Source organism: Haemophilus sp. SZY H8 (genome assembly GCF_018829755.1).
Taxonomy (GTDB): Bacteria; Pseudomonadota; Gammaproteobacteria; order Enterobacterales; family Pasteurellaceae; genus Haemophilus; species Haemophilus haemolyticus_K.
The window spans coordinates 206,816-230,870 of sequence record NZ_JAHKJY010000002.1 but is presented as its reverse complement, the minus strand read 5'-3'; the positions used below and the strand labels follow the sequence as shown (position 1 = coordinate 230,870).

Annotated in this window: 25 protein-coding genes and 1 pseudogene; 18 read left to right on the top strand and 8 right to left on the bottom strand. The window is 39.2% G+C overall.

Translation table 11 applies throughout. The features are described 5' to 3' along the window. The first annotated feature begins 97 nt into the window (after positions 1 to 97). On the top strand, positions 98 to 1,741 hold the full coding sequence (locus KKW16_RS04140; protein WP_048953937.1) for an ABC transporter substrate-binding protein: 1,644 nt from the start codon (positions 98 to 100) through the stop codon (positions 1,739 to 1,741). Positions 1,742 to 1,796: 55 nt separating this feature from the next. Then, positions 1,797 to 2,429: a pyridoxamine 5'-phosphate oxidase gene (pdxH, locus tag KKW16_RS04135; protein WP_215767931.1), complete on the top strand. Its 633-nt coding sequence runs from the start codon at positions 1,797 to 1,799 to the stop codon at positions 2,427 to 2,429. Between the two features lie 86 nt (positions 2,430 to 2,515). Here pdxH and KKW16_RS04130 read toward each other — a convergent pair whose 3' ends face one another. From KKW16_RS04130 to KKW16_RS04120, 3 genes are all read right to left on the bottom strand, one after another. Continuing rightward, positions 2,516 to 3,061 (bottom strand): YggT family protein, encoded by a 546-nt coding sequence (locus tag KKW16_RS04130; protein ID WP_048953935.1) that lies wholly within the window; start codon positions 3,059 to 3,061, stop codon positions 2,516 to 2,518. Beyond that, complete coding sequence (gene corA / locus KKW16_RS04125; RefSeq protein ID WP_005629627.1) at positions 3,061 to 4,008, bottom strand: magnesium/cobalt transporter CorA; 948 nt, start codon at positions 4,006 to 4,008, stop codon at positions 3,061 to 3,063. The genes KKW16_RS04130 and corA overlap by 1 nt, the downstream gene beginning before the upstream one ends. A 290-nt stretch (positions 4,009 to 4,298) precedes the next feature. Beyond that, entirely contained in the window at positions 4,299 to 4,898 is a 600-nt protein-coding gene (locus KKW16_RS04120; protein ID WP_048953934.1) for a YajG family lipoprotein, read from the bottom strand. Between the two features lie 92 nt (positions 4,899 to 4,990). Here KKW16_RS04120 and KKW16_RS04115 point away from each other — a divergent pair, with 92 nt between their 5' ends. The 10 genes from KKW16_RS04115 (at position 4,991) to mnmA (ending at position 14,149) form a co-directional block, all read left to right on the top strand. Beyond that, positions 4,991 to 5,302: a BolA family protein gene (locus KKW16_RS04115; protein ID WP_048953933.1), complete on the top strand. Its 312-nt coding sequence runs from the start codon at positions 4,991 to 4,993 to the stop codon at positions 5,300 to 5,302. A 293-nt stretch (positions 5,303 to 5,595) separates the two neighbouring features. Beyond that, positions 5,596 to 6,939: a Na(+)-translocating NADH-quinone reductase subunit A gene (locus KKW16_RS04110; RefSeq protein ID WP_005636870.1), complete on the top strand. Its 1,344-nt coding sequence runs from the start codon at positions 5,596 to 5,598 to the stop codon at positions 6,937 to 6,939. A 2-nt stretch (positions 6,940 to 6,941) separates the two neighbouring features. Beyond that, positions 6,942 to 8,177, top strand: a complete 1,236-nt coding sequence (locus KKW16_RS04105; protein WP_005636872.1) for an NADH:ubiquinone reductase (Na(+)-transporting) subunit B — start codon at positions 6,942 to 6,944, stop codon at positions 8,175 to 8,177. Then, positions 8,170 to 8,955 carry a Na(+)-translocating NADH-quinone reductase subunit C gene (locus tag KKW16_RS04100; protein ID WP_005633382.1) on the top strand — a complete coding sequence of 262 codons (786 nt, stop codon included), beginning with the start codon at positions 8,170 to 8,172 and terminating at the stop codon, positions 8,953 to 8,955. The genes KKW16_RS04105 and KKW16_RS04100 overlap by 8 nt, the downstream gene beginning before the upstream one ends. Then, entirely contained in the window at positions 8,955 to 9,584 is a 630-nt protein-coding gene (locus KKW16_RS04095; protein WP_005633380.1) for an NADH:ubiquinone reductase (Na(+)-transporting) subunit D, read from the top strand. Before KKW16_RS04100 ends, KKW16_RS04095 begins: the two co-directional genes overlap by 1 nt. A 3-nt stretch (positions 9,585 to 9,587) precedes the next feature. Further along, entirely contained in the window at positions 9,588 to 10,184 is a 597-nt protein-coding gene (gene nqrE, locus KKW16_RS04090) for an NADH:ubiquinone reductase (Na(+)-transporting) subunit E (RefSeq protein ID WP_005633378.1), read from the top strand. Positions 10,185 to 10,194: 10 nt separating this feature from the next. After that, positions 10,195 to 11,430, top strand: a complete 1,236-nt coding sequence (nqrF, locus tag KKW16_RS04085; protein WP_005636875.1) for an NADH:ubiquinone reductase (Na(+)-transporting) subunit F — start codon at positions 10,195 to 10,197, stop codon at positions 11,428 to 11,430. A 144-nt stretch (positions 11,431 to 11,574) separates the two neighbouring features. Further along, the gene (locus KKW16_RS04080; protein ID WP_048953932.1) at positions 11,575 to 12,615 is read left to right on the top strand and encodes an FAD:protein FMN transferase; all 1,041 of its coding nucleotides are present in this window, start codon (positions 11,575 to 11,577) and stop codon (positions 12,613 to 12,615) included. Between the two features lie 2 nt (positions 12,616 to 12,617). After that, positions 12,618 to 12,878, top strand: a complete 261-nt coding sequence (gene nqrM, locus KKW16_RS04075; RefSeq protein WP_005633372.1) for a (Na+)-NQR maturation NqrM — start codon at positions 12,618 to 12,620, stop codon at positions 12,876 to 12,878. A 116-nt stretch (positions 12,879 to 12,994) separates the two neighbouring features. Further along, positions 12,995 to 14,149: a tRNA 2-thiouridine(34) synthase MnmA gene (gene mnmA / locus KKW16_RS04070; protein WP_106014025.1), complete on the top strand. Its 1,155-nt coding sequence runs from the start codon at positions 12,995 to 12,997 to the stop codon at positions 14,147 to 14,149. Positions 14,150 to 14,194: 45 nt separating this feature from the next. On the opposite strand, the gene rplS is transcribed toward mnmA, so the two are convergent. Genes rplS through rpsP form a run of 4 tightly spaced genes read right to left on the bottom strand, consistent with a single transcriptional unit; the run spans position 14,195 to position 16,180 of the window. Continuing rightward, on the bottom strand, positions 14,195 to 14,545 hold the full coding sequence (gene rplS, locus KKW16_RS04065; protein ID WP_005626422.1) for a 50S ribosomal protein L19: 351 nt from the start codon (positions 14,543 to 14,545) through the stop codon (positions 14,195 to 14,197). 36 nt (positions 14,546 to 14,581) lie between these two features. After that, complete coding sequence (trmD, locus tag KKW16_RS04060; RefSeq protein WP_048953930.1) at positions 14,582 to 15,322, bottom strand: tRNA (guanosine(37)-N1)-methyltransferase TrmD; 741 nt, start codon at positions 15,320 to 15,322, stop codon at positions 14,582 to 14,584. Positions 15,323 to 15,359: 37 nt separating this feature from the next. Beyond that, complete coding sequence (rimM, locus tag KKW16_RS04055) at positions 15,360 to 15,887, bottom strand: ribosome maturation factor RimM (protein ID WP_065265330.1); 528 nt, start codon at positions 15,885 to 15,887, stop codon at positions 15,360 to 15,362. 44 nt (positions 15,888 to 15,931) lie between these two features. Further along, entirely contained in the window at positions 15,932 to 16,180 is a 249-nt protein-coding gene (rpsP, locus tag KKW16_RS04050; protein WP_005626429.1) for a 30S ribosomal protein S16, read from the bottom strand. 310 nt (positions 16,181 to 16,490) lie between these two features. Between rpsP and KKW16_RS04045 the strand changes: the two genes are divergently transcribed. Both KKW16_RS04045 and nadN read left to right on the top strand, forming a co-directional pair. Beyond that, positions 16,491 to 17,270: an amidohydrolase family protein gene (locus KKW16_RS04045; protein ID WP_048953928.1), complete on the top strand. Its 780-nt coding sequence runs from the start codon at positions 16,491 to 16,493 to the stop codon at positions 17,268 to 17,270. 24 nt (positions 17,271 to 17,294) lie between these two features. Then, on the top strand, positions 17,295 to 19,106 hold the full coding sequence (gene nadN / locus KKW16_RS04040; RefSeq protein WP_048953927.1) for an NAD nucleotidase: 1,812 nt from the start codon (positions 17,295 to 17,297) through the stop codon (positions 19,104 to 19,106). Between the two features lie 228 nt (positions 19,107 to 19,334). Here nadN and KKW16_RS08985 read toward each other — a convergent pair. Then, positions 19,335 to 20,092: pseudogene (locus KKW16_RS08985) on the bottom strand (transposase); the annotation flags it as partial. A gap of 311 nt (positions 20,093 to 20,403) precedes the next feature. Between KKW16_RS08985 and KKW16_RS04030 the strand changes: the two are divergent. Genes KKW16_RS04030 through fecE form a run of 4 tightly spaced genes read left to right on the top strand, consistent with a single transcriptional unit; the run spans position 20,404 to position 24,033 of the window. Further along, a complete protein-coding gene (locus tag KKW16_RS04030) occupies positions 20,404 to 21,294 on the top strand; it encodes a Fe(3+) dicitrate ABC transporter substrate-binding protein (RefSeq protein ID WP_065265329.1) in 891 nt (296 codons plus the stop codon). Beyond that, the gene (fecC, locus tag KKW16_RS04025) at positions 21,294 to 22,283 is read left to right on the top strand and encodes an iron-dicitrate ABC transporter permease FecC (protein WP_065265328.1); all 990 of its coding nucleotides are present in this window, start codon (positions 21,294 to 21,296) and stop codon (positions 22,281 to 22,283) included. The genes KKW16_RS04030 and fecC overlap by 1 nt, the downstream gene beginning before the upstream one ends. After that, the gene (gene fecD / locus KKW16_RS04020) at positions 22,283 to 23,266 is read left to right on the top strand and encodes a Fe(3+) dicitrate ABC transporter permease subunit FecD (RefSeq protein WP_106014028.1); all 984 of its coding nucleotides are present in this window, start codon (positions 22,283 to 22,285) and stop codon (positions 23,264 to 23,266) included. The genes fecC and fecD overlap by 1 nt, the downstream gene beginning before the upstream one ends. Beyond that, positions 23,266 to 24,033, top strand: a complete 768-nt coding sequence (fecE, locus tag KKW16_RS04015; RefSeq protein WP_106014029.1) for a Fe(3+) dicitrate ABC transporter ATP-binding protein FecE — start codon at positions 23,266 to 23,268, stop codon at positions 24,031 to 24,033. The genes fecD and fecE overlap by 1 nt, the downstream gene beginning before the upstream one ends. Positions 24,034 to 24,055: the final 22 nt, after the last annotated feature.

Below are 24,055 nucleotides of genomic sequence, written 5' to 3'. Positions count from 1 at the left end.
TATCTTATTAAACATTTATTTTAGATAGGATTTATCTAGCATCTTGGTTATATGACAAGGATCGAATAAATCTCTGCCAACAAAGTGAGGAACTATCATGAAGCTAAAAGCTACACTAACTCTTGCGGCTGTAACGCTTGTATTAGCCGCCTGTGATCAATCAGGTTCAGCAAATAAACCGACCGCACAAGCTGAAACTAAATCAGCATCTAACAACACTTTCGTTTACTGTACAGCAAAAGCACCTTTAGGATTTAGCCCTGCACTTGTGATGGAGGGAACATCTTATAATGCAAGCTCACAACAAGTGTATAACCGCTTAGTTGAATTTAAAAAAGGCTCAACAGATATTGAACCAGCCTTAGCTGAAAGCTGGGAAATTAGCGATGATGGTTTAACTTATATATTCCATTTAAGAAAAGGTGTTAAATTCCATACAACAAAAGAATTTACCCCAACACGTGATTTTAATGCGGATGATGTTCTATTCTCATTCCAACGTCAGTTAGATCCAAATCATCCATATCACAATGTATCTAAAGGGACCTATCCATATTTCAAAGCAATGAAATTCCCTGAATTGTTAAAATCAGTGGAGAAAGTAGATGACAACACAATTCGTATTACCTTGAACAAAAAAGATGCGACTTTCTTGGCAAGTTTAGGTATGGATTTTATTTCTATTTATTCCGCAGAATATGCGGATGCAATGTTGAAAGCTGGTAAGCCTGAAACAATTGATAATCGCCCAGTGGGAACTGGGCCATTTGTTTTTGTTGATTACAAAACGGATCAAGCTGCTCAATATGTAGCAAATGAAAACTATTGGAAGGGTAGAACACCATTGGATCGTTTAGTTATCAATATTGTGCCAGATGCGACAACACGTTATGCAAAATTACAGGCGGGCTCTTGTGATTTAATTTTATTCCCGAATGTAGCGGATTTAGCCAAAATGAAAACAGATCCAAAAGTACAACTTTTGGAACAAAAAGGTTTGAACGTGGCGTATATTGCATTCAATACCGAAAAAGCACCGTTTGATAATGTCAAGGTTCGTCAAGCACTGAACTATGCAGTAGATAAAAAAGCGATTATTGAAGCGGTTTACCAAGGCGCAGGTACACCAGCTAAAAATCCACTTCCTCCAACAATTTGGAGTTACAACGATGAAGTTCAAGATTATCCGTACGATCCAGAAAAAGCAAAACAACTTTTAGCAGAAGCAGGTTACCCAAATGGTTTTACAACAGATTTTTGGATTCAACCTGTTGTACGATCTTCTAACCCAAATCCCAAACGTATGGCTGAACTTATCATGGCTGACTGGGCAAAAGTTGGTGTAAAAACTAACCCAGTTACCTATGAATGGGCGGATTACCAAAAACGTGCGAAAGCGGGTGAGTTAACTGCGGGTATCTTTGGTTGGTCTGGTGATAATGGTGATCCTGATAACTTCTTATCTCCATTATTGGCAAGTTCAAATGCGGGTAATTCCAATATGGCTCGTTTTAAAAATCCAGAATTTGATGCATTACTAGATAAAGCAATCGGATTAACAAATAAGGAAGAACGCACCGCACTTTATAAACAAGCACAAGTTATCGTTCATAATCAAGCACCTTGGATTCCAGTGGCGCATTCTGTTGGTTTTGCACCACTTAGTCCACGCGTAAAGGGCTATGTACAAAGCCCATTTGGCTATGATTCATTCTATGGTGTGAGTGTTGATAATAAGTAAGTAATATTTTAAAGCCTTAGTTTTATACTAAGGCTTTTATTTTGACGGAGGGAAAATGGATTTACATCATATTCGTGAAGAATATAGAAAACGTGTGTTATCACAACAAAATTGTCAAGATAATCCGATTTCGCAATTTGAATTGTGGATGAATGAGGCTATTAATAGCCAGGTTTGCGAACCGACAGCAATGAATATCTCGACAGTAGATAAAGAGGGGAGACCTAGTAGTCGAGTCGTCTTGTTGAAAGAGGTTAATTCAGAGGGTTTTGTCTTTTTTACGAATTATCATAGTCATAAAGGACAAAATATAGCCAATAATCCCAATGTGGCAATTACTTTTTTCTGGCCTGAGTTAGAACGTCAAGTTCGAATTGAAGGGAAAGCGGAAAAAATTCCTACAGAACAATCAGATGCGTATTTTGCTAGTCGTCCTTATACCAGTCAGATAGGGGCTTGGGCAAGTGAGCAAAGTACGGTTATTTCGGGCTATAAATTTTTATTAAGCAAAGCAGCATTAATTGCCGCTAGATATCCATTTCATGTACCACGGCCGATGCATTGGGGAGGTTATTTAATTCGTCCAGAAATAGTTGAGTTTTGGCAAGGTCGTCTAAGTCGTTTACATGATCGGATTTATTATAGAAAAGGAAATGGCAATTGGATCCGTGAAAGGTTATCACCTTAAATTTTGAATTTGGTTGCTTTAAGAGAAATTAGGTTAAGTATAAAAATACTTAACCTAATTAATATAAATAATTTTTGAGTAATTGTTTAACCAGCAATTATCCAAAGTCCACCTAACATATCAAGCATTAGGTTATTTAAGAATAATAAGATAAATACGACGACCATAGGGGAAAAATCAATCATGCCAAATGTTGGCAAGAATCGACGGATAGGTCTTAAAAGTGGTTCTGAAAGTTGATAAAATGCATAAATCACAGGGCTATTGCCACGATTAAACCAACTTAAAACAGCGCCAATAAAAAGCACATAAAAAATTGCTAAACCAATGCTTTTCAATACAGTTAACACACCCAATACTAAGAGTACATTTACTGATAAACCAAAATAAATAATACCTTTCAACATACCGATAATAAATATTAGCAGTAAAGCAGAAGTATCGATATTTTTCACAGTAGGCGCAATTTTACGCAGAGGTTTTAATACTGGATCAGTCATTTTTACTGCAAATGTTGAAACAGGGTTGTAATAATCCACTCGAGCAAACTGTAACCAAGCTCGTAAGATTAAGACAAGTGCATAAAGATTAATAATTGATCCAATAAATAATGCGGTTTGGGATAATTCCATCATAACCATCCTTTTCTTCTAAAATAAATATATGGTGTCAATGCTGCGGCGATCATTAATCCAATTGCCATTGGATAACCATATTTAAAATGTAATTCAGGCATAAAATCAAAGTTCATACCATAAGTGGATGCAACTAATGTTGCAGGAAGGAACATCACAGAAACAACTGAGAAGAATTTCATAATTTTGTTCTGTTCAATATTGATGTAACCCATTGCAGCTTGCATTAAAAAGTTTACTTTTTGGAACAATGATTCATTATGAGGCTGTAAAGATTCAATATCTCGTAATATTTCTCGTGCTTGTTCTAACTGGTTTGTTGGTAAGCGCGTTTTGCGAACCAAGAAACCTAATGCTCGTTGGGTATCCATCAAGCACAAACGAACTTTTGAGCTCGTATCTTCTTGTTCCGTGAGCGTATTTAATGCTTCATCAAAGGCTTCATCTTGTTTTCCGTTTAAAATAACGCGACTCAACTCTTCCAAATCTGCATAAACGTTTTCAATCACGTCCGCTAATTGCTCAATTTTCGTTTCAAATAAATCCAGTAAAACTTCATAGGAATTACATTCTAACAAACGCTGGCTACGTGAACGCATACGATATAAACGGAATGCTGGTAGCTCGCGATCACGCAACGTAAATAAACGACCATCACGAATAGTAAAAGCGACGCTCGCTAAATCAGCATAATTGTCTTCATCTTCGCAATAAAAAAATGAGTGAAGGTGTAAACCATCTTCGTCTTCAAAGAAACGGGCGGAAGCTTCGATATCTTCCAATTCTAGAAAAGATGCTAAGCTCTGGCCTAAGCCTTCTTGTAGCATTTCACGTTCTTCGCCTGTCGGCTCAAGTAAATCAAGCCAAATGGCAGTATTGAGATCAGTTTGGTCTTCGTCAATGCGAACCAAGCGGGAATCATTGATAGCAAACGCGTTGATCATTTCATACTCCTTATAGGATTATGAACAGCTAACAGTGAACAAATTAAAGAAGAAACGAAAGTGCGGTGAAAAATCGCAAAGTTTTCGTTAAGAGATGCCGAAACAACGGTAAATTTACCGGCGAACGCGCGCCGATAATAAAAGGCGGGCGTCTAGAGCGATATTCGGTATCGACTATGACTGTCCAAAGTGTGTGTCCTTCTCGTTAAAAAATCGGGCGAATGTTACGCTTGAAAGCGGTGTTCGTCAAGTTTTAATCTTAATAAAAAAGGGCAAAATTGCCCTTATAATTAGTTTGTATATTGATTAATCGCAGCGGATACTTCTTGATCTTGATAAATGTTATTCACAATATCGTTAAATGTTTGAGACAGAACTTTTTGAATTTCGTCATTATCCGCGTTTAATGCGCCTTCTTGTGAACGAGTAGCATTAAATGCTTTGTTATATGAGCCTTTCGCGCCTTGAACATAAACAGTTGCTTGAATTTTGGTATTAAGTTTATAACGAAGATTACCTTGTTCTACTTGCGTAGCAAATTCACGCACATCCACAGTTACCCACGCATTTGATCCATTGGATTGCCCAATTCTGAAACCTTTACTAATAAGATTTTGTTGCATCACTTGTTGGAATAATTGTGTAACACTCGGTGATGAATTTAATTTAATGAGTTCTCCACGCTTGGTATAGCTCGCGATATCTTGCGTTGTGCGGCTATCTTTCGTTGTTACATACACAATCGCATTTTGATTAATGTTCATTGTGGCATTCGGTGCTGGTGGTGTGAACGTTAATGTATTTGATTGTGCTTGGCAGCCAGCAAGGAACAGCGTGGCGGCTGCAATACTTACTGCTGATAATGTTTTGATTTTGTTTGATAATGTCATAATTTCCCCAATGAGCCAGTTAAAACTGTGTTATTCTTGCAAACTTCATTGCTAATGTATAGCGTTTCATTGTGATTTTGTGGAGATTTATGATGTCTGTTCAACAAACTATCGAACAAAAAATTCAACTAGAATTTCAACCGCACTTTTTTAGTGTAGAAAATGAAAGCCACTTACATAGTTCTGGTCGTGGCGAGGAATCTCATTTTAAATGTGTGATTGTGAGTAATGTTTTTGAAGGAATGCGTAAAGTACAGCGTCATCAACGTGTTTATCAATTGCTTGCAGATGAGCTTAATGGCGGTATTCATGCGTTAGCGTTGCACTTGTTTACTGCAGAGGAATGGGGAGAGTTAAATGAGAAAATTCCCGCTTCAACGAAATGCGCAGGCGTTGGACATTAATTTTTTATGTTATGAAGATGTAACATTTTTTTGATATATCGCAAAAGGTTTTTACAAAAAAGTAGGCGTTTAAGTAGCGAAAAAAGCAGATTTTCGCTAGAATAAGGCGTTTAATTTTATCCAAATTCAATTTCTCGATAAGCATGTTTATCGTGAAGTTAACCGATTTGAGTTTTTTATTTTTGTGGCATTGATGTCTTTCTAAAGGTGCTTTGTCACGCTCAAACACGAGATTGCATTTAACTTGCTTATTTGCAATTGTATTTTTAACCTTGAAAAGTAGTGCAAACAGTATGATTACAATTAAGAAAGGCTTGGATCTCCCAATTGCGGGAAAACCAGCACAAGTAATCCACAACGGAAATGTTGTGAATCAAGTTGCGATTCTAGGTGAGGAGTATGTGGGGATGCGTCCTTCGATGAAGGTGCGCGAAGGCGATGTTGTAAAGAAAGGCCAAGTGCTTTTTGAAGACAAGAAAAATCCTGGTGTGATTTTTACAGCCCCTGCAAGTGGTACTATCACTGTAATCAATCGTGGTGAGAAGCGTGTATTACAATCTGTCGTAATTAATGTGGAAGGAAATGAGCAAATCACTTTCGCAAAATATAGTACAGAACAATTGAATACGCTTTCTTCTGAACAAGTAAAACAAAACCTTGTTGAATCAGGTTTATGGACTGCATTACGTACTCGTCCATTTAGCAAAGTACCTGCGATTGATAGTGAACCAGCCTCAATTTTCGTGAATGCAATGGATACCAATCCATTAGCCGCAGATCCTGCAATCGTGCTAAAAGAATTTTGGCAAGATTTCACGAATGGTTTAACAGTATTAAGTCGTTTATTCCCTTCAAAACCGTTACACTTGTGTAAAGCAGGTGATACCAATATCCCAACTGTTGATCTTGAAAATTTACAGATTCATGATTTTGGTGGCGTCCACCCAGCTGGTCTTGTTGGTACTCATATTCATTTTATTGATCCTGTTGGTGTAAATAAAACTGTATGGCACATCAATTATCAAGATGTGATTGCAGTGGGTAAATTATTTACAACAGGTGAGCTTTATGTTGAACGTGTAATTTCTCTTGCTGGTCCGCAAGTGAAAGAGCCTCGTTTAATTCGCACTGTAATTGGTGCTAATCTCTCTCAATTAACCCAAAATGAATTAAGTGCGGGTGAAAATCGCGTAATTTCTGGTTCAGTGCTTTGTGGACAAACTGCAAAAGGTGCGCATGACTATTTAAGTCGCTATGCATTGCAAGTCTCGGTAATCGCTGAAGGTAATGAGAAAGAATTCCTAGGCTGGATTACACCTCAATCAAATAAATATTCAATTACTCGTACAGTGTTAGGTCACTTCGGTAAGAAATTATTCAACTTCACTACGGCTGAAAATGGTGGTGAGCGTGCAATGGTTCCAATTGGTAGCTATGAGCGTGTTATGCCGTTGGATATTTTACCGACATTATTATTACGTGATTTAATCGTGGGTGATACCGATGGTGCGCAAGCGTTAGGTTGTCTTGAATTAGATGAAGAAGACTTAGCGTTATGTTCTTTCGTTTGCCCGGGCAAATATGAATACGGTTCAATCTTGCGTCAAGTATTAGATAAGATTGAGAAGGAAGGTTAAAAATGGGTTTAAAAAATCTTTTTGAAAAAATGGAACCCGCGTTTTTACCAGGTGGTAAATACAGCAAGCTTTATCCGATCTTTGAATCGATTTATACCTTGCTTTATACACCAGGTACGGTAACGCACAAAAATACTCACGTTCGTGATGCGTTAGACTCAAAACGTATGATGATTACGGTTTTCCTTGCGTTGTTCCCTGCGATTTTCTACGGGATGTACAATGTGGGTAACCAAGCGATTCCAGCCTTAAATCAATTAGGCAATTTAGATCAACTAATTGCTAACGATTGGCACTATGCACTTGCAAGTTCATTAGGTTTAGATTTAACTGCCAATGCAACTTGGGGCTCGAAAATGGCGCTGGGAGCGATCTTCTTCTTACCAATTTACTTAGTGGTTTTTACCGTTTGTACAATTTGGGAATTGTTGTTCTCAGTGGTGCGAGGTCATGAAGTAAATGAGGGGATGTTCGTTTCAACCATTTTATTTGCGTTAATCGTTCCACCAACATTGCCATTATGGCAAGCCGCATTAGGTATTACTTTTGGTATCGTTGTTGCAAAAGAAATTTTTGGTGGCGTTGGTCGTAACTTCATGAACCCTGCACTTGCAGGCCGAGCTTTCTTGTTCTTCGCCTATCCAGCTCAAATTTCAGGTGATACTGTTTGGACTGCTGCTGATGGTTTCTCTGGTGCAACCGCACTTTCACAATGGTCACAAGGTGGTCAGGGAGCATTACAACATACAGCCACTGGCGCTCCAATCACTTGGATGGATGCTTTTGTTGGTAACTTACCTGGTTCAATGGGTGAAGTTTCTACGCTTGCAATTTTAATCGGTGGCGCAGTGATTGTGTTCACTCGTATTGCTGCATGGCGCATCATTGCTGGTGTGATGATTGGTATGATTGCAACTTCAACTCTATTCAATTTAGTGGGTTCTGATACTAACCCAATGTTCTCAATGCCTTGGCATTGGCACCTTGTTTTAGGTGGATTTGCATTAGGTATGGTATTTATGGCAACAGACCCTGTTTCAGCATCCTTTACCAATGCAGGTAAGTGGTGGTACGGTGCATTAATTGGTGTAATGGCTGTATTAATTCGTACTGTAAACCCAGCTTATCCGGAGGGAATGATGTTAGCGATTTTATTTGCAAACTTATTTGCACCGATTTTCGACTACATCGTTGTTCAAGCAAATATCAAACGTCGGAGAGCAAGAACAAATGGCTAAGTTTAATAAAGACAGCGTTGGTGGTACAGTTACCGTTGTTGTATTGCTAAGTTTAGTGTGTTCTATCATTGTTTCCGGTGCCGCGGTGGCATTGAAATCGAAACAAGATGAGCAAAAAGCACTGGACGTTCAACGTAATATTTTAACGGTTGCTGGCTTAATGAAAGAAGATAATGCTTCCGTCATTAAAGACACTTATAACAAGTTTATTGAACCACGTTTAGTGGATTTGCAAAGTGGTGATTTTGTTCAAGCATCAAAAGAGGATGTAGAAAAATTTGATCCAAAAACAGCAGTAAAATCGACCGCACTTAGTCAAGCCATTCCGGTGGAACAAGATAAAGCCGGAATTAAAGTGCGTGCCAATCAAGCGCGAGTTTATCTTGTAAAAGATGAACAAGGTCAAGTCAATCAAGTCATATTGCCGATGTACGGTCGCGGTTTATGGTCAACAATGTACGGTTTTGTTGCGGTTGCCCCAGATGCCAATACCATCAAAGGCATTACTTACTATGATCAAGGTGAAACAGCAGGTCTTGGTGGTGAAATTGCCAATCCGCGTTGGCAAGCACTTTTCGTAGATAAAAAACTGTTTGATGATGATCAACGTGTGGCTATTCGTATTGCTAAAAATGCTTCTTCTAACAAAGAATACGGTGTTGATGCTTTATCAGGTGCAACTTTAACCTCAAATGGTGTGCAAGGTTCCTTTGATTATTGGTTTAGTCAAAACGGTTTTGGTCCATTCTTAGCAAAATTTAAAGCGGGGGCAAGATAATGGCTGATGCAAAAAGCAATTTAAAAGCACTTTTGCTTGATCCGATCGTAAAAAATAACCCGATTGCGCTGCAAATTTTGGGTATTTGTTCTGCATTAGCGGTCACAACTCAATTACAAACCGCGATCGTTATGGCCATTGCGGTAAGTTTAGTAACTGGTTTTTCCAGTATGTTTATTTCAATGATTCGTCATTACATTCCAAATAGTATTCGTATCATTGTACAACTGGCAATTATCGCTTCTTTGGTAATCTTAGTTGACCAAGTATTGAAAGCTTTTGCTTATGGTTTATCTAAGCAGCTCTCGGTATTTGTAGGCTTGATTATTACTAACTGTATCGTGATGGGCCGGGCAGAAGCTTTTGCGATGAAATCTCGTCCACTTGAGAGCTTTGTTGATGGTATCGGTAACGGTTTAGGTTACGGTGCAATTTTATTAATTGTTGCAACGTTACGTGAGTTAATCGGTTCTGGTCGTTTACTTGGCTTTCCAGTATTCCAAACCATTCAAGACGGTGGTTGGTATCAACCAAACGGCTTGTTCCTTCTTGCACCAAGTGCGTTCTTTATTATCGGCTTCATCATTTGGGGTTTAAGAACGTGGAAACCTGAGCAACAGGAGAAATAATCAATGGAACATTATATTAGCCTATTTGTGAAGGCGATCTTCATTGAAAATATGGCGCTTTCTTTCTTCTTAGGGATGTGTACTTTCCTTGCTGTATCAAAAAAAGTGTCAACCGCATTCGGCTTAGGGGTTGCAGTAACAGTTGTGCTTGGCATTTCTGTGCCAGCGAACCAATTTGTATTTGAACATGTGTTAAAAGATGGCGCCTTAGTTGAAGGGGTAGATTTATCCTTCTTAAGCTTTATTACGTTTATCGGTATTATCGCGGGTATCGTTCAAATTCTTGAAATGACGCTCGATAAATTCTTCCCAGCACTGTATAACGCATTGGGGATTTTCCTTCCGCTTATTGCCGTAAACTGTGCGATCTTTGGTGGCGTATCCTTTGCGATTCAACGTGAATATACCTTCGCAGAATCTGCCGTGTACGGTATTGGTGCAGGCTTGGGGTGGATGTTAGCAATTGTTGCGCTTGCAGGTTTAACTGAAAAAATGAAATATGCTGATGTACCAGCAGGCTTGAAAGGATTAGGAATAACCTTTATTTCTGCTGGATTGATGGCGCTTGGCTTTATGTCATTCTCTGGTATTCAATTATAAGGAGGCATAAATGAGCGAATCTTCAATTTTATTATTAGGTGTTGCAGCATTTACCGCTATTATTTTAGTACTCGTTGCGATTATCTTGTTTGCCAAGTCAAAACTAGTCGATTCTGGTGATATTACTATTGGTATCAATAACGATCCAGAGAAAGCGATTACATTACCTGCAGGTGGCAAATTATTAGGTGCTCTAGCGAGTAAAGGTATTTTCGTGTCTTCTGCTTGTGGTGGCGGCGGCTCTTGTGGTCAATGTGTGGTAAAAGTGAAAAATGGTGGCGGAGAAATTCTTCCAACCGAACTTTCTCACATTAACAAACGTGAAGCAAAAGAAGGTTATCGTCTAGCTTGTCAAGTTAACGTGAAAGGTAATATGGAAGTTGAACTTCCAGAAGAAATCTTCGGCGTGAAAAAATGGGAATGTACTGTTATTTCTAACGATAACAAAGCAACCTTTATCAAGGAGCTTAAATTGGCTATTCCTGAAGGCGAGGAAGTGCCATTCCGCGCGGGTGGATATATCCAAATCGAAGCTGATCCACACGTGGTGAACTATAAAGATTTCGATATTCCTGAAGAATACCACGAAGACTGGGATAAATATGATTTATGGCGTTATGTCTCTAAAGTTGACGAGCATATTATCCGTGCTTACTCAATGGCTTCATACCCAGAAGAGAAAGGCATTATTATGCTTAACGTTCGTATTGCAACGCCTCCTCCGCGTCAACCTGATGCACCTCCAGGTCAAATGTCTTCATACATTTGGTCATTAAAAGCGGGTGATAAAGTCACTATTTCTGGTCCATTTGGTGAATTCTTTGCGAAAGAAACTGATGCTGAAATGGTATTTATCGGTGGTGGTGCGGGTATGGCTCCAATGCGTTCTCATATTTTTGACCAGTTAAAACGTCTTCATTCTAAACGTAAAATGTCGTTCTGGTATGGTGCACGTTCTAAACGTGAAATCTTCTATCAAGAAGACTTTGACCAATTACAAGCTGAAAATCCAAACTTTGTATGGCATGTTGCATTATCGGACGCATTGCCTGAAGATAATTGGACCGGCTATACAGGCTTTATTCACAATGTGCTTTATGAAAACTACTTGAAAAATCATGAAGCACCAGAAGATTGTGAATACTATATGTGTGGACCTCCGGTGATGAATGCAGCTGTAATTAAAATGTTGAAAGATCTTGGTGTTGAAGATGAAAACATTTTATTAGATGACTTTGGTGGCTGATTTTAGTTAATCAATTCATCATAAAAACTGACCGCACTTTGTGATGAAGTGCGGTCAAAATTTAAGGTATTTTTAGAAAATTTTCTATGATTACAGGTAAGTTTTGTTGAGTTTGCCAGTAATTCACAGATGTAGGAAATCCAGATGAAAAAATTAATAAGCGGTATCATGGCGGTAGCAATGGCATTAAGTCTTGCAGCCTGTCAAAAAGAAACAAAAGTTATCTCATTAAGTGGTAAAACAATGGGAACAACTTATCATGTTAAATACCTTGATGAAGGCTCAATGAAAGCAACATCTGAAAAGACGCATGAAGAAATTGAAGCAATCTTAAAAGATGTAAACGCGAAAATGTCCACTTACAAAAAAGATTCGGAACTGAGCCGTTTCAATCAAAATACCCAAGTGAATACACCGATTGAAATTTCAGCAGATTTTGCCAAAGTATTAGCTGAAGCGATTCGTTTAAACAAAGTGACTGAAGGTGCATTGGATGTAACTGTTGGTCCTGTTGTGAATTTATGGGGATTTGGTCCTGAAAAACGCCCAGAAAAACAACCTACGCCAGAACAATTAGCTGAACGCCAAGCTTGGGTTGGTATTGATAAAATTGCCCTCGATATGAGTGGTGCAAAACCGACATTAAGCAAAGCACTTCCTCAAGTTTATGTCGATTTGTCCTCGATTGCTAAAGGCTTTGGCGTTGATCAGGTGGCTGAAAAGTTAGAACAACTAAATACTCAGAATTATATGGTTGAAATCGGTGGTGAAATTCGTGCGAAAGGAAAAAATATTGAAGGCAAACCTTGGCAGATCGCAATCGAAAAACCAACTACAACAGGTGAAAGAGCGGTTGAAGCTGTAATTGGATTAGACAACATGGGAATGGCAAGTTCTGGCGATTATCGTATTTACTTTGAAGAAAATGGTAAACGCTTTGCTCATGAAATTGATCCGAAAACAGGTTACCCAATTCAGCATCATTTAGCCTCAATTACGGTCCTTGCGCCAACCTCAATGACTGCAGATGGCTTATCAACAGGTTTATTTGTGCTGGGTGAAGACAAGGCGTTAGAAGTGGCAGAGAAAAATAATATTGCCGTTTACTTAATCATTAAAACAGATAATGGTTTTATCACAAAATCATCCTCTGCTTTCAAAAAATTAACAGAAACAAAAGAATAGTTATGCAAACTTTATTTTTTACTTTAATCGCTTTTGTCGCAATTATATTGTTGATGTCTATCGGATTTATTATCAAAAAACAAAGTTTAAAAGGCAGCTGCGGTGGTTTATCTGCCCTTGGTATTGCCAAAGCTTGCGATTGTGATAAACCGTGTGACACGCTTCAATCAAAATTAGATGCGGGCGATGAACAAGCGAAAGCTGAATATGAGCAAAAATTTGCGAAAAAAGATGATGATTCGCAATTTTATGAAGTGAAATAACTTGCTCAAAAATGACCGCACTTTATGTGCAAAATAAAATTAACGGCAAAATTATTTTGCCGTTTTCTCATTCAATGACCAATGTGCTTCGCCTTAACCGAAGTTACGGGAGAACTATGTTAATTTCAAATACTTATAATCAACACTTTCCTCAACTGACGCAAGAGCAGCTTGCGAGAAATGCGACAAAAAAAGTGATTTGTGGTATGTCTGGCGGAGTGGATTCTTCTGTGTCAGCTTTTATTCTTCAACAGCAAGGCTATCAGGTGGAAGGCCTGTTTATGAAAAACTGGGAAGAAGATGATGATACGGATTACTGCACTGCAGCAGCTGATCTTGCAGATGCTCAGGCTGTATGTGATAAGTTGGGTATTAAACTACATAAAATTAATTTTGCGGCAGAATATTGGGATAATGTCTTTGAGCATTTTCTGACTGAATATAAAGCAGGGCGCACGCCGAACCCAGATATTTTGTGTAATAAAGAAATTAAATTTAAAGCATTTTTAGAATATGCAGCTGAAGATCTTGGTGCCCATTACATTGCAACAGGACATTATGTACGTAGAGCTGGTGATGATGAAAATGTAAAATTATTACGTGGTCTAGACGCCAATAAAGATCAAAGTTATTTTCTTTATACCTTAAGCCATAAACAAGTAGGGCAAAGTTTATTCCCCGTTGGTGAAATCGAGAAGCCCATTGTTCGCGCTATTGCTGAAGATCTTGGTTTAATTACAGCGAAGAAAAAAGACTCTACAGGTATTTGTTTTATTGGTGAGCGTAAATTTAAGGATTTCTTAGCTCGTTACTTACCTGCTCAACCTGGCGATATTCGTACTGTTGATGGTGAAATTATTGGTCGCCATGATGGTTTGATGTATCACACGTTGGGACAGCGCAAAGGATTAGGCATTGGTGGTTTGAAAAATGCGGGTGATGAGGCTTGGTATGTGGTAGATAAGGATGTGGAAAATAATGAACTTATTGTCGCTCAGGGGCATGACCATCCTCGTTTATTTTCAAAAGGTTTGATTGCTAGCCAATTACATTGGGTTGATCGTGAACCAATTCGAGAGTTATTACGTTGCACGGTGAAAACACGTTATCGCCAACAAGATATTTCTTGTGTGATTGAACCGATTGATGATGAAACTATTCGAGTGATTTTCGATGAACCTCAATCAGCCGTCACACCAGGGCAATCTGCCGTATTTTACCTTGGTGAGGTTTGTTTGGGCGGCGGGATTATCGAAGAACGGATTAAATAACCTAACAAAAAAGGCTTGGAATTCCAAGCCTTTTTCTTTGCGAAATTATTCGCCCAAACGCTCTTTAATACGAGCAGATTTACCTGAACGTTCACGTAAGTAGTAAAGTTTAGCTTTACGTACTGCACCTTTACGTTTAACAGCGATAGAATCTACAGCTGGAGAGTGAGTTTGGAATACACGCTCAACGCCTACGCCGTTAGATACTTTACGTAAAGTAAATGCTGAGTGCAAGCCACGGTTACGAATTGCAATAACCACGCCTTCGAATGCTTGCAAACGACGTTTGCTACCTTCAACTACCCATACTTTAACTTCTAAAGTATCACCAGGGCGGAAGCTAGGTACGTTTTGTTTTAATTGTTCTTGTTCAAGTTGTTTGATAATGTTAGACATTGTTTGATCCTTTATTGATCCTAGATGTAACTGAAACTAACTGCTATGCTCGGCTTGCGCCTCTTTTAACAGTTTACGTTGTTCGTCAGTCAGAGCTAGGCCCTCTAAGAGCTCAGGGCGTCGGAGCCACGTTCTTTTTAGCGATTGTTTTAATCGCCATTTCCGAATTTCTTCGTGGTGTCCCGACATCAGCACGGGTGGTACAGTTAATCCTTCTAACACTTCCGGTCTGGTGTAATGCGGGCAATCTAATAAACCATCTGCAAAAGAATCTTCTTCTGCGGAGGCTTGCTTGCCTAGTACACCGGGAATAAAACGCGCAACAGCATCAATTAATGTCATTGCCGGCAACTCCCCACCGGTCAGAACGTAATCGCCGATTGACCATTCTTCATCGATTTCAGTTTGAATCAATCGCTCATCAATACCTTCGTAACGTCCACATAACAAAATCAATTTCTGATTTTGAGCAAGCTCGGTTACGCCGCCTTGATCGAGTTTACGTCCTTGTGGCGAAAGGTAAATCACCTTTGCGCCTTCTCCTGCAGCTGCTTTCGCAGCATGAATCGCATCCCGTAAAGGTTGCACCATCATCAGCATTCCCGGGCCACCACCATAAGGGCGATCATCCACGGTTTTATGCTTGTCGAATGTAAAATCTCTTGGATTCCAACATTCCACTTGCAGAAGATTATGTTTTACAGCTCTAGCTGTAACCCCAAATTCCGTAATCGCTTTAAACATTTCGGGGAATAATGAAATCACCCCTATCCACATAAAAAGCCTACTACATTACGTTTGTGCATACTTGAGATTAGAAACCAGCGTCCCAATCCACTTCAATTGTTTTCGTGGTGAGATCGACTCTTTTAACTACTTGTTCATACAAAAACGGAATTAACCGCTCTTGTTTTCCAAAAGCATCTTTCGTATTGGCTTTAACTACTAACACGTCATTAGAACCGGTTTCCATCATTTCTGTTACCGTTCCCATTGTATAACCTTCTAGGTTTACGACTGAGCAACCAATTAAATCGTGCCAGTAATAATCACCCTCTTCTAGTTCTGGGAAAACAGATAAATCCACACCAATTTCAACATTTGCTAAAATTTGTGCGACTTCACGATCATCAACGCCTTTTAATTTCACGATGATTTCGTGGTTATGATGACGCCAGTTTTCTAATTCTGTTGGCTGCCACTCACCTTTGATTTTTAAAAACCAAGGCTGATACTCAAAAATGCTTTCAGCTTGTTCTGTTGATGAATAAATACGTAACCACCCACGGATACCGTAGGTTGAGCCTAATTTGCCCACAACTTCAATACGTTGTTGTTCCATATTTCTCACCTATCTTAGTTTAAGAACTAAATCAAAAAGCAAAATTATGCTGCTTTTTGAGCTTCTTTTACCAAGCTCGCAACACGATCAGAAAGTGATGCACCTTGACCAACCCAGTGGTTAACACGGTCTAGGTCGATACGAACACGTTCTGCGTTACCTTGTGCGATTGGGTTGAAGAAACCTACACGCTCAATGAAACGACCGTCACGTGGTGAACGGCTGTCAGCTACTACGATTTGATAAAATGGGCGTTTTTTAGCTCCGCCACGAGATAAACGAATGGTTACCATAACCTTCCTCTAAATGTTTAATTACTAAAAGAATATTCCCAAACTCGAAAGCGATTTAAGAATATAGCTTACTTTTTTCTCTGTATATATAGACAAAAAGCTTAAAGATTTTATACTTTTTGAACAAAATTGCAAGTTTTGGATGACCATTATAATAGGTACGTTATTTTCTCTTGAAAAGGTAAATATTATCATTCACATACAATTTTGTTTTACGTATAATCTAAGAAACTCTCAAGCAGTTTTAGGTCAAGTTTACGCGTTAAGCGGTATTTCACATTGATAAAATATCAGTTAAATGAGGTTTATTATGAAAATCGGTTTTCATTCAGTGTTACTTGGATTAGCGTCATGTATTGGCATTCAACAATCTGTGGTAGCGAGTCCTCCTTCGTCTTCTCAACAATCAGTATCTGCTGAGTCACCTGAAGCTTTAAAGCAACAATTTTCAATCGCTTTAGCCAAACAAGAAAAGCAACAAGTTTCGATTTTACAGAAAAAACTCACCGCGCTTTTTTCTTTACCTCCTCAATTCCTAGATAATCAGATCCAAATAAGCGAAAAAATCCTCACTCGCATTTTTAAAACAGATAAAAATCTCACCCCTAAATTTCTTGATTATTTATACTTTGAACCGATAAATACTGGCGATGCTAATTTAATTCAGGAAATGAAGAAAAACTTGCTAGTGTCTTTTTTGGCGAATGAGCAGGCAAAAATTTATATTCGTCAAACAGATAATTCGGAGCAATTTGTTCAGGCTTTGCTAGAACGGGGAGCCAAACCAGATCAAATCATATTATTGTCTTTGGATGCTAAAGGCATATTTCAAAAAATTATTGAACAGATACATCAAGATTTTCCTAATCAAACAACTTTTTCTATTACTGAGAATCGAGTGAGTTTGATAACCCCATCTTCTGAAATTAAGCCCCGCCTCGCTCTAGCTAATATGATGTTTGCTCGCCAATTTAAAGGGGTGGAGGTTGATGATTTTTCGTATTTAGATCAAGCGCGTGAAAATCTTCAACACAATAACTATACTATTCGTTATAAGACTTTCCAAGCAATGCTTGAAGGCTTAAATTAATCCGTTTACTCATAAGGAGCCATTATGTTTTTATCTAAAAAATCAGTTACCTTTGCAGTTAGTGCATTAGCAATGCTTTGCTCAGGCACAACCTTTGCTAAAGAAGTGCCGCAAGCACATAAAGCTGTGGAGTTAAGTATCTTGCATATTAATGACCATCATTCTTACTTGGAACCGCACGAAGCGAGAATTAATTTAAATGGTCAACAAACAAAAGTGGATATTGGTGGTTTTTCTGCTGTGAATGGAAAACTTTATGAGTTACGCAAAAAGTATAAAAATCCATTGGTGCTACATGCTGGTGATGCGATTACTGGTACGCTGTATTTCACCCTTTTTGGTGGTTCCGCTGATGCGGCTGTCATGAATGCAGGTAATTTTGATTATTTTACTTTGGGTAATCATGAATTTGATGCGGGTAATGAAGGTTTATTAAAACTACTCGAGCCATTAAAAATCCCAGTACTTTCAGCTAATGTTATTCCTGATAAAAATTCAATTTTATATAACAAATGGAAACCTTACGATATTTTCACTGTGGATGGAGAAAAAATTGCTATTATCGGTTTAGACACCGTGAATAAAACGGTTAATTCCTCTTCACCAGGTAAAGATGTGAAGTTCTATGATGAAATTGCTACCGCACAAATTATGGCAAATGCGCTAAAACAACAAGGTATTAATAAAATCATCCTACTTTCACACGCAGGTAGTGAAAAAAATATCGAAATCGCGCAAAAAGTTAATGATATTGATGTGATCGTTACTGGCGATTCGCATTATTTATACGGAAATGATGAATTACGTGGTTTAAAATTACCAGTAATCTATGAATATCCGCTTGAATTTAAAAATCCGAATGGCGAACCGGTGTTTGTAATGGAGGGTTGGGCTTATTCTGCTGTTGTGGGGGATTTAGGTGTTAAATTCAGTCCTGAAGGTATTGCGTCTATTACTCGTAAAATTCCTCACGTGTTAATGAGTTCTCATAAACTTCAAGTGAAAAATGCGGAGGGTAAATGGACTGAATTAACTGGCGATGAACGTAAAAAAGCACTTGATACTTTAAAATCAATGAAGAGTATTTCACTTGATGATCATGATGCAAAAACAGACATGCTTATTTCAAAATATAAAAGTGAAAAAGATCGTTTAGCACAAGAAATTGTTGGTGTTATCACTGGTTCTGCAATGCCGGGTGGTTCAGCAAACCGTATCCCAAATAAAGCAGGCTCAAATCCAGAAGGTTCTATCGCAACGCGTTTTATTGCAGAAACAATGTATAACGAACTCAAAACAGTGGATTTAACCATTCAAAATGCAGGTGGTGTGCGTGCGGATATTTTACCGGGCAATGTGACTTTTAATGATGCTTATACTTTCTTGCCTTTCGGTAATACGTTATATACCTATAAAATGGAAGGTTCGTTAGTGAAACAAGTGCTTGAAGATGCGATGCAATTTGCTTTAGTTGATGGTTCTACAGGGGCATTCCCTTATGGAGCAGGTATTCGTTACGAAGCGAATGAAACACCAAATGCGGAAGGTAAACGCTTAGTGAGTGTGGAAGTCTTGAATAAACAAACCCAACAATGGGAACCAATTGATGATAATAAACGTTATCTTGTTGGTACCAATGCTTATGTAGCTAGCGGTAAAGATGGTTACAAAACTTTTGGTAAATTATTTAATGATCCAAAATATGAAGGCGTTGATACATACTTGCCTGATGCGGAAAGTTTCATTAAATTTATGAAAAAACATCCGCACTTTGAGGCTTACACTTCATCAAATGTAAAATTTAATGCTTCGACTGATGCGTTACCTAAAAAATAAAATTTAAAAATAGCGTGTATTTAACACTCGATTTTATACCTCAGGCAAACCCACTTTATAGACCATCTGGTATAAAGGTGGGTTTTGTCTCTTTCTATTACATTTCACTTTAGATTGCCATTCAAGCAGTCAGTTTCGTAGAGTTTTTCCCTTGCTCCGATGACTTAACTGTATCGACGTTTTCTATCGTAGCTTGATAAGTGTGTCAGGTAATCAGCCTTTCGGTTTTTTGATTTTGCTCGGGCGATGATAATCAAATACACTAATAACCTCTCGGCGAGCCAAGCTTTCTGTGATAGGGGCGGTAAAATAGTCAGCATCAAGCCTGACGGCTTTTTTGGGAGGAGCTGAAAGCGTTATGTCGAGGAATTAAGGTGAGCAATATAGGGTTAGTTGTCATTGATATTACCTGCCCGAGGCAAAGGTATTTAAAATAATCCTATGCTTGCCTTGATGTCTTTGATTTCTGCCACTTTTTCACTCGCTTTTAACGGCTTCTTTCCTTTTTTCGTATTTTCACCACATCTTGGGTGAGCATATCAATATACTGACTGACTTGTACCTTATACTTTTTATTATGTTTTTCGCTCTTATTAGCGCTAGCTTTAAATGGGTACTGTCTGTAAACGGATACTTGCCCCCATCAAGCCTTTTTCAATTGCTTTCCATACGATACAAGTAAAAAATATGCTCAAATACATCCGCACCATTAAAACGACGAAGATTATTTTGGCTAAGTGTGCTGGTGTCAATCACTTTTTTGTTAAGGACATCCCTAAAACCAGTGGTAAACCACATTGGCTTATCCATTGCCGTTCACTTTTAATACCAAAGAGATAGCCCAACAGTATTATTTTAAACTATCAAATAGGGTCAACAGCTGGATGACCGTTATCCTGACAATAAAGATGAGCGCCCTCATCATGGATAAATTCAAAATCAATGGATCTCGCTACTTTGTGAACAAGATGGTCTTGTTGAACCAATTGCTAAAGACTTATCATCTTGAGTTCATATAGAGGAGGGGCAGTATTTTTAAGCATAGGCATTTTCTTGTTTGATATGTCTATTAGATCAAACTTCTAGAGCTATGTTAGCGGTCTAAAATAACACGTATTTAACGCGCTATTTCTGTTTTAAAGTAGCCTCTTAGTAATTAATATTTAGATGTTATTAGAAATAACAAAATGCTATATAGCAAGAATTCAGTAATTTTAGGATTCAATCAAAAGAAAATCATTATCAATTCATTTTTTTTGTGTATAATTACCTCGTTTTTATTACTGGAGGACATGTCATGAAAAAATTATTAAAAACAACTCTCACTTCTGTATTGTTAATGGCATCTACTTTCGCCGGTGCAGTAACGGTAAAAGATGCTAATGGTGAGTTTACCCTTGATAAAACCCCAACCAGAGTGGTGGCATTAGAGTATTCTTTCGTAGATGCCCTAGCACAAGTGGGGGTAAGTCCTGTGGGAGTGGCTGACGATAATAAAGTTGAGCGTATTTTGCCGCAAGTACGCGAAAAAATTGCTGCATGGCAATCCGTTGGTACGCGTTCTCAACCTAGTCTTGAAGTGATTGCTTCTCTCAAACCCGATTTAATTATTGCTGATCCTTCCCGTCACACAGCGGTGTTTGAAGAATTGAAAAAAATTGCGCCAACAGTGATGTTCGATTCTCGTCATGAAAGTTATCAAGAAAATCTTGAAACTGCGCAAAAAATTGGTGATTTAGTGGGTAAAAGTGCTGAAATGAAAGCGAAGATCAATGAACATAATGATTACATTGCCAACATCGCAAAAAATTTAGGTGTGCAAGGCAAAAAAGCCTCATTTGGTACTTCCCGAGAAGATAAATTTAATATCCAAAATGACAATGGCTATGTGGGTAGTTTTTTAACGACATTAGGTTTTGCCCCAACTAAACTCAATAGTGATCAAGCTTTCGTAGAAATCAACCTTGAACAATTAGTAATGGAAAAACCGGAATACTTGTTCATCGCCCATTATCGTGATGAAAGTATCGCGCGCAAATGGGAAGCTGAGCCACTTTGGAAAACCATTCCTGCCGTAAAAGCAAACCATGTTTACAGCGTTGATGCCGACATGTGGGCTCGCGGTCGTGGCTTAGAAGCGAGCAAAATTATGGCAAAACAAATTGAAGGTTTCGTGAAACAAAAATAATGATGAAGTCCACTTTCCGTTGGGGACTTCCCCTTATCATTCTGGCTTTACTATTATGGGGAAGCCTGTTTTTGTATTATCCTATCGAAATTCGACCGCTTGCAGCTTTACAAGCGCTCCTCCCCGATGGCGATGAAATTGCCAAAATTACGGTAACCGATTTACGCTTACCGCGCGCATTAGTTGGCATGATTTTAGGTGCCAATCTTGCGGTGGCAGGTGCGTTGTTACAAACCATTACGCGCAATCCACTAGCCTCCCCTACATTACTCAGCGTGAACTCAGGAGCCAGTCTTTCCATGGTGACCGCCAGTGCGTTTAGCCCCTTAATTCTTTCTGGTTATAGCATTGCTTTAGTGGCTAGTATCGGTGGCGGTCTGAGTTGGCTTGTGGTGATGCTGATCAGCAACGGATGGAAAGACAACAGCGGGGATCGTAGCCGGGTGATTTTAGCGGGGATTGCCGTATCACTACTTTGTGCCGCGCTCACGAAATTGGTGCTGATTATCGCGGAAGATCATGCCTTCGGTATTATGAGCTGGCTAGCTGGTGGCATTGCACATGCCCGTTGGAATGAATTATTGACATTATTTCCGTTCTTTATTTTGACCGCACTTTTCTGCCTGTTTTTTGCCAGCCGTTTAAATTTACTCAATTTAAGCGATGAATCCGCTCGTTCACTAGGCATCAATCTCTTCCGTTTACGTTGGTATGCTAACATCATGGCGTTATTGATTGTAGGTTCAAGCGTAAGTGTTGCCGGCCCCGTGGCCTTTATTGGCTTACTAGTGCCCCATCTTGCCCGCTATTGGATTGGTTATGACTTGCGAAAATCGCTCCCCATGGCGATGCTACTCGGCGCAATTTTAATGCTCGCTGCAGATACCATTGCCCGCGCGGTCAACTTCCCTAGTGAAGTGCCTGCCGGTGCGGTGCTTGCCTTAATCGGTGCCCCAGTTTTTGTATTATTTGCCAGAGGAAGACACTAATGCGAACCTCTCATGTATCTTTTCGTGTTATCGGCTTTTATGTCGTCACGCTCAGTCTGATGGTACTACTCTTTGGATTGAGTATTCGCCTTGGCACTTATACGCTTTCCTTTGAGGAAATTTGGGTGGCCTTTCAGCCTGATGATAAAAACTATTTTACCTTGATGGAATATCGCCTCCCCCGTGCTGTGTTAGCCATTTTATTAGGCGGAGCCTTAGCAATTTCTGGTGTATTAGTACAAAGTGTGGTGCGCAATCCACTTGCCTCTCCCGATATTTTAGGGATTAACAATGCGGCAGGGTTGGTTGCCGTTTCGGTATTGATGTTCTTGCCAAACTTAGCATTTTACTGGATGCCAATTTTTGCCTTTTTAGGCGGTGTACTCTCTTTTGTCATTTTATGGGTCGTGTGCGGTTTTAACTTCCGCCCTATCAAAATGGCAATTATTGGGGTCGCACTATCCGCGTTATGGGCAGCCATTAGTCATTATCTGATGCTTACTAATCCAGTCGAGATCAATACGGCAATGTTATGGCTCACAGGAAGCCTGTGGGGGCGCAGCTGGTCTTATTTAAATGTGGTATTACCATGGTTAGTAGTGTTGCTACCCTTGCCATTTATTTTCTGTCGCGATCTCGATACCCTTGGTTTAGGTGAAAACAAAGCTTCCACCTTGGGGGTGACCGTAAATAAAGTGCAAATTAGCGTTTTAGTGCTAGCGGTAGCCCTTTCTACTACAGCCGTGGCAATTTGTGGTCCGATTGCCTTTTTAGGCTTAGTTGCTCCGCATCTTGCTCGCCGTTTAGTCGGTGGCAGACATCGCACCCTATTACCGGCAGCCTTGATTATTGGCGCCCTCTTATTACAACTTTCGGATATTTTGGCGCGGGTAATTGACCCACCAACTGAACTCCCAGCGGGTATTCTGACTGCAATTATCGGTGCGCCATATTTCTTCTACTTATTGATGAGAACTAAATAATGAGCATTGAAATCAATAATTTATCTTTGGGTTATCAAGATAAACTCGTGGTTAAAAATCTGTCGCTAAAATTCCCGAAAAATAAAGTGATTGCATTAATCGGCCCAAATGGTTGCTGTAAGTCCACCACATTAAAAGCGGTGGCTCGCTTGCTCAAACCGAAGCAAGGTTCAATCACCCATAAAGGTCAGGATATTTGGCAAAAAAGCCCTAAAGAATATGCCCAAGAATTGGCTTTTCTCCCGCAGCAACACCTGGTACCAGAAGGGATTAAAGTGCGAGAATTGATCGCCTACGGGCGTTCGCCTTACTTAAATCTCTGGGGCAAACTCAGCCAAAAAGATGAAGAATTGGTCACTTGGGCGATGGATCAAACACAAACTGCCGAACTTGCCGAACAGTTGGTTTCTGATTTATCTGGTGGTCAGCAACAACGCGTCTTCTTAGCCATGACTCTTGCGCAAGATGCTGAATTAGTGCTACTCGATGAGCCTACCACTTATCTGGATTTAAACCGCCAAGCTGAACTCATGGGCATGATGCGACAAATGCAGCAGAATGGAAAAACAGTGATTACTGTATTGCATGATCTTAATCAAGCTTGTCGTTATTGCGATTATTTAATTGTGATGAAAAGAGGTGCTGTAATGGCACAGGGAGCCCCGGATGAAGTGATGACAGAGGATTTGTTAAAAGAAGTGTTTGATTTGGACGTCATTATTCACCGTGATCCAATCAGTGATACGCCGATGTTTATATTAAAATAAATCGAAATTTGGTTGTACTTAT